Source organism: Ralstonia sp. RL (assembly GCF_001683835.1).
In the GTDB taxonomy this organism is placed as follows: domain Bacteria; phylum Pseudomonadota; class Gammaproteobacteria; order Burkholderiales; family Burkholderiaceae; genus Ralstonia; species Ralstonia mannitolilytica.
This window is the reverse complement of the sequence record NZ_LWRX01000009.1, coordinates 1-3,039: the sequence shown is the minus strand read 5'-3', so window position 1 is coordinate 3,039 and position 3,039 is coordinate 1. Positions and strand designations below refer to the sequence as shown.

General features: G+C 67.1%; 4 protein-coding genes. 2 read left to right on the top strand and 2 right to left on the bottom strand.

The window, feature by feature from the left end; translation table 11 throughout:
* The first annotated feature begins 36 nt into the window (after positions 1-36).
* Both A6M56_RS02135 and A6M56_RS02130 read left to right on the top strand, forming a co-directional pair.
* The gene (locus tag A6M56_RS02135) at positions 37-537 is read left to right on the top strand and encodes a glycine zipper 2TM domain-containing protein (RefSeq protein ID WP_286757691.1); all 501 of its coding nucleotides are present in this window, start codon (positions 37-39) and stop codon (positions 535-537) included.
* A 95-nt stretch (positions 538-632) separates the two neighbouring features.
* A complete protein-coding gene (locus A6M56_RS02130; RefSeq protein ID WP_286757690.1) occupies positions 633-1,160 on the top strand; it encodes a glycine zipper 2TM domain-containing protein in 528 nt (175 codons plus the stop codon).
* Between the two features lie 170 nt (positions 1,161-1,330).
* On the opposite strand, the gene A6M56_RS02125 is transcribed toward A6M56_RS02130, so the two are convergent.
* The gene (locus A6M56_RS02125; RefSeq protein WP_286757689.1) at positions 1,331-1,591 is read right to left on the bottom strand and encodes an SHOCT domain-containing protein; all 261 of its coding nucleotides are present in this window, start codon (positions 1,589-1,591) and stop codon (positions 1,331-1,333) included.
* Positions 1,592-1,691: 100 nt separating this feature from the next.
* On the bottom strand, positions 1,692-3,039 hold a 1,348-nt coding region (locus A6M56_RS02120; RefSeq protein ID WP_286757688.1), incomplete at its 5' end, for a GMC oxidoreductase.

The following is a 3,039-nucleotide window of genomic DNA, read 5'->3' as shown; positions in this document are numbered from 1 at the left end:
GTACCACGCAGTAACTTGTACCTTTGGGAGAAAACCATGCAAGCAAACAAACAAGCCGGCCGCATTCATCCGTTGATGGCAGGCGCCGCCGCCTCCGTCATGCTCGTCAGCCTCGTTGCCACCGCCGCCATCGTCGGCATTATCCCGAGTTCGCATGGCAGCGCTGCCGACGCGGCCCGCGTTGCGCCGCAACCGGTGATGGCCGCCGCCCCCGTTCAACCGGCGGCGCCGGCCCCGGTCGCGGTCAAGGAAGTCGTCGAGCACAAGACCATCGTGCACCACCAGTATGTGCAGCATCGCGCCAGACCGGTGCAGGTGGCGCAGGCAGAACCTGCCCGGAGTTACGCCCCGGCCCCTGTGTACCAGCAACCCGCGCCCGCCGCGCAGAACAGCCCGATCGGCATCGGGGTCGGCGCGGTCGTCGGCGGATTGCTCGGCAGCCAGGTAGGCGGCGGCAACGGCAAAACCCTGGCAACGATCGCGGGCGCGGTCGGCGGCGGCTACCTCGGCAACGAAATCGCCAAGCGGAGCCAGTAATCGCAGGACCGGTATTCCGGCAAGCCGCAGCGCGACGCCATGCCGGCAGACGGCATACCCATCTTTCCTTGTATCGCAGAAGAACGAGAACCACCATGCTTCCCCGACTCTTATGGACCGCCGCCGTGCTTGCCCTTCCCCTGGCGGCAAGCGCCACCGAATACCAGACTGTCGAGCGACCGCGGCAGGAATGCTGGAATGAACAGGTGCCTGTGCAAACCGCCAGCCAGGACTACGGCGGCGCCATTATCGGCGGCATTGCGGGCGGCATTATCGGCAACCAGGTCGGCGGGGGAAACGGCAAGACCATCGCCACCGCAGTCGGCGCGATGACCGGCGCCGTCGTCGGTGACCGCATGTCGTCACGCGGCCCGTCCTATCAGACCCAGACCGTGCGGCGCTGCCGCACCGTCGTCGACCGCGTCCAGGTGCCGGTGGTGCGGGAGCAGGTTCCCGTCGTCGTCGAGCAGCAGCCCGTGTTCGTCGAGCGCCGGGCCGTTGTCGTCAGGCCGCAGCCGGTCGTCGTGGTGGAGCAGCCGGCCTACTACATCGAGCGTGAGGAGTACCGGCATCGCGGCTGGCGCGGCCATCATCGCCATCATCACCACGACGACGATGATTGAGCGCGCGGCTTTGGGCGGCGCGCCCCGGTGACGCACTGGTGGGCAATGGCCGGGAAGGACGGCAGGAACGTGTCGATGGCGAAAGCGCCGGCCATTGGACCATTGCCAGCCGGCCAGCGTGACGGTCGATATCCAGGAAAGCAAACGTAGTTCCGCAATTGGCTTTTCGGCTAGCCTGCCTTCAAGACCTTCTTCCGTTCCTCGTATTCCTCCCTGGAAATTTCGCCGCGGGCATAGCGCTCGCGCAGGATTTCCAGGGCGCGGTCGCCGGCCGGATGCCCGCCGCGCCGCCAACCGAGGCCGTTTCCCAGCCCGCGCAGCAGCAGCACGACGACGCCGGTGACGACGAGCAGCCACCAGACGATGTGCAGCAGTGTGAACCAGCCCCATGATGCAGGGCCCCAGCCATCGCCCCACCACATCATTTGCATGAACTCCGAATCGGATTGATCGAGATGCGCCCGCTTCTGCCATGTTAGGACGCGGGGCAAGTCCGCGTCTGACCCAGCTCAACCGCGCCGCATGCGCCGCTCAGGCCGCCATCTCGATTCCCGTCGCATCCCATTGCTGCTGCCCGGCGGGCGGCACATGGCTCATGGCATGCTCGGTCAGCGCGGTGATGGTCAGGCTCGGATTGACGCCGAGGTTGGCGCCCAGCATCGAACCGTCGCAGATGTACATGTTGTAGTAGCCGAACACGCGGTTCTTGCCGTCGCACACGCCGTCGGCGCGGGTGCGCCCGATCGCCGCGCCCCCCATGCAGTGCGCGGTGGTCGGCACATCGAGCAGGATCTCGGTGAGCGAGGTCATCGGCACGCCGCCGGTGGCCTTGGCGGCCTTGACGGCGAAATCGTTGGCGGCCGGGATGAAGGTCGGGATTTTCTTGCCGTGCGTGGTCAGCTGCTTGGAAAACGGCCAGAACCAGCGGCGCTTCAGGCGCATCGTCAGGTGCCCGTCCAGCGTCTGCATGCACAGGAAAATCATGGTCTCGCGGGCGAAGCCGAACGGCGTCAGCAGGCGCAGGGTGGTGAGCGGCTTGGTGAGCATCATCTTCGCCAGCGTGGCCAGCCAGGTGAACGGGCGGCTCCAGCCGGGGCGGCCGAGCGTCATGACGGTGCTCATCAAGCCCATGGCGTCGGAGCCTTCCGGATAGCGCGTGGCCTCGATATGCGTGTATTCGTCGATGTAGATGCCCGAGCCGATGGCGATCCCTTTCGACAGGTCGACCTTCGATCCGGGAAAGCGGATGCCGATGATCGATTCCGCATTGGTGCGCACCTGGTTGCCGAGCGCATCCGAAATGCGCGGCAGCGCGCCCTTTTCCTTCAGCCGGAACAGCAGCTCCTGGGTGCCCAGCGACGATGCGGCGAACACGATGCCGCGGCAGGTGAAGCGGCGCCGCTGCCCGCGCGTGGGGCCGGCCAGCGACAGCGTTTCCACCGCGTAGCCGTCGGCGCCGTCCGCCCGCGACGGCAGCGGCCTGACGTCGGTCACCCTGGTTTCGGCAAACAGCTGGGCGCCCTTCTTCTCGGCCAGGTACAGGTAATTCTGGTCGAGCGAGTTTTTCGCGCCGTGCCGGCAGCCGACCATGCAGCCGCCGCAGCCGTGGCAGGAGGTGCGCGCCGGCCCCTCCCCGCCGAAGAACGGATCGGCATAGGTGGTGCCGGGCGCATCGCTGTCCTTGCCGAAGAATACGCCGACCTCGGTCGGATAGTAGGTGTGGGCGACGCCGGCGGCCTGCGCCATTTCCTTCAGGCGGAAATCGGCCGCGTCCAGGCGGCGGTTGGTGGTCACGCCGAGCATGCGGCGCGCGGTGGCGAAATGCCGCGGCATCACGCGCTCCCAGTCGTTCAGCCCGGCCCAGCTGCCCTCGCGCCAT

What these genes read in the sequence shown, in the direction of transcription:
- A6M56_RS02130 (WP_286757690.1), top strand. Translation starts at nt 633, where the DNA reads ATGCTTCCCCGACTCTTATGGACCGCCGCCGTGCTTGCCCTTCCCCTG.
- A6M56_RS02125 (WP_286757689.1), bottom strand. Translation starts at nt 1,591, where the DNA reads ATGCAAATGATGTGGTGGGGCGATGGCTGGGGCCCTGCATCATGGGGC.
- A6M56_RS02135 (WP_286757691.1), top strand. Translation starts at nt 37, where the DNA reads ATGCAAGCAAACAAACAAGCCGGCCGCATTCATCCGTTGATGGCAGGC.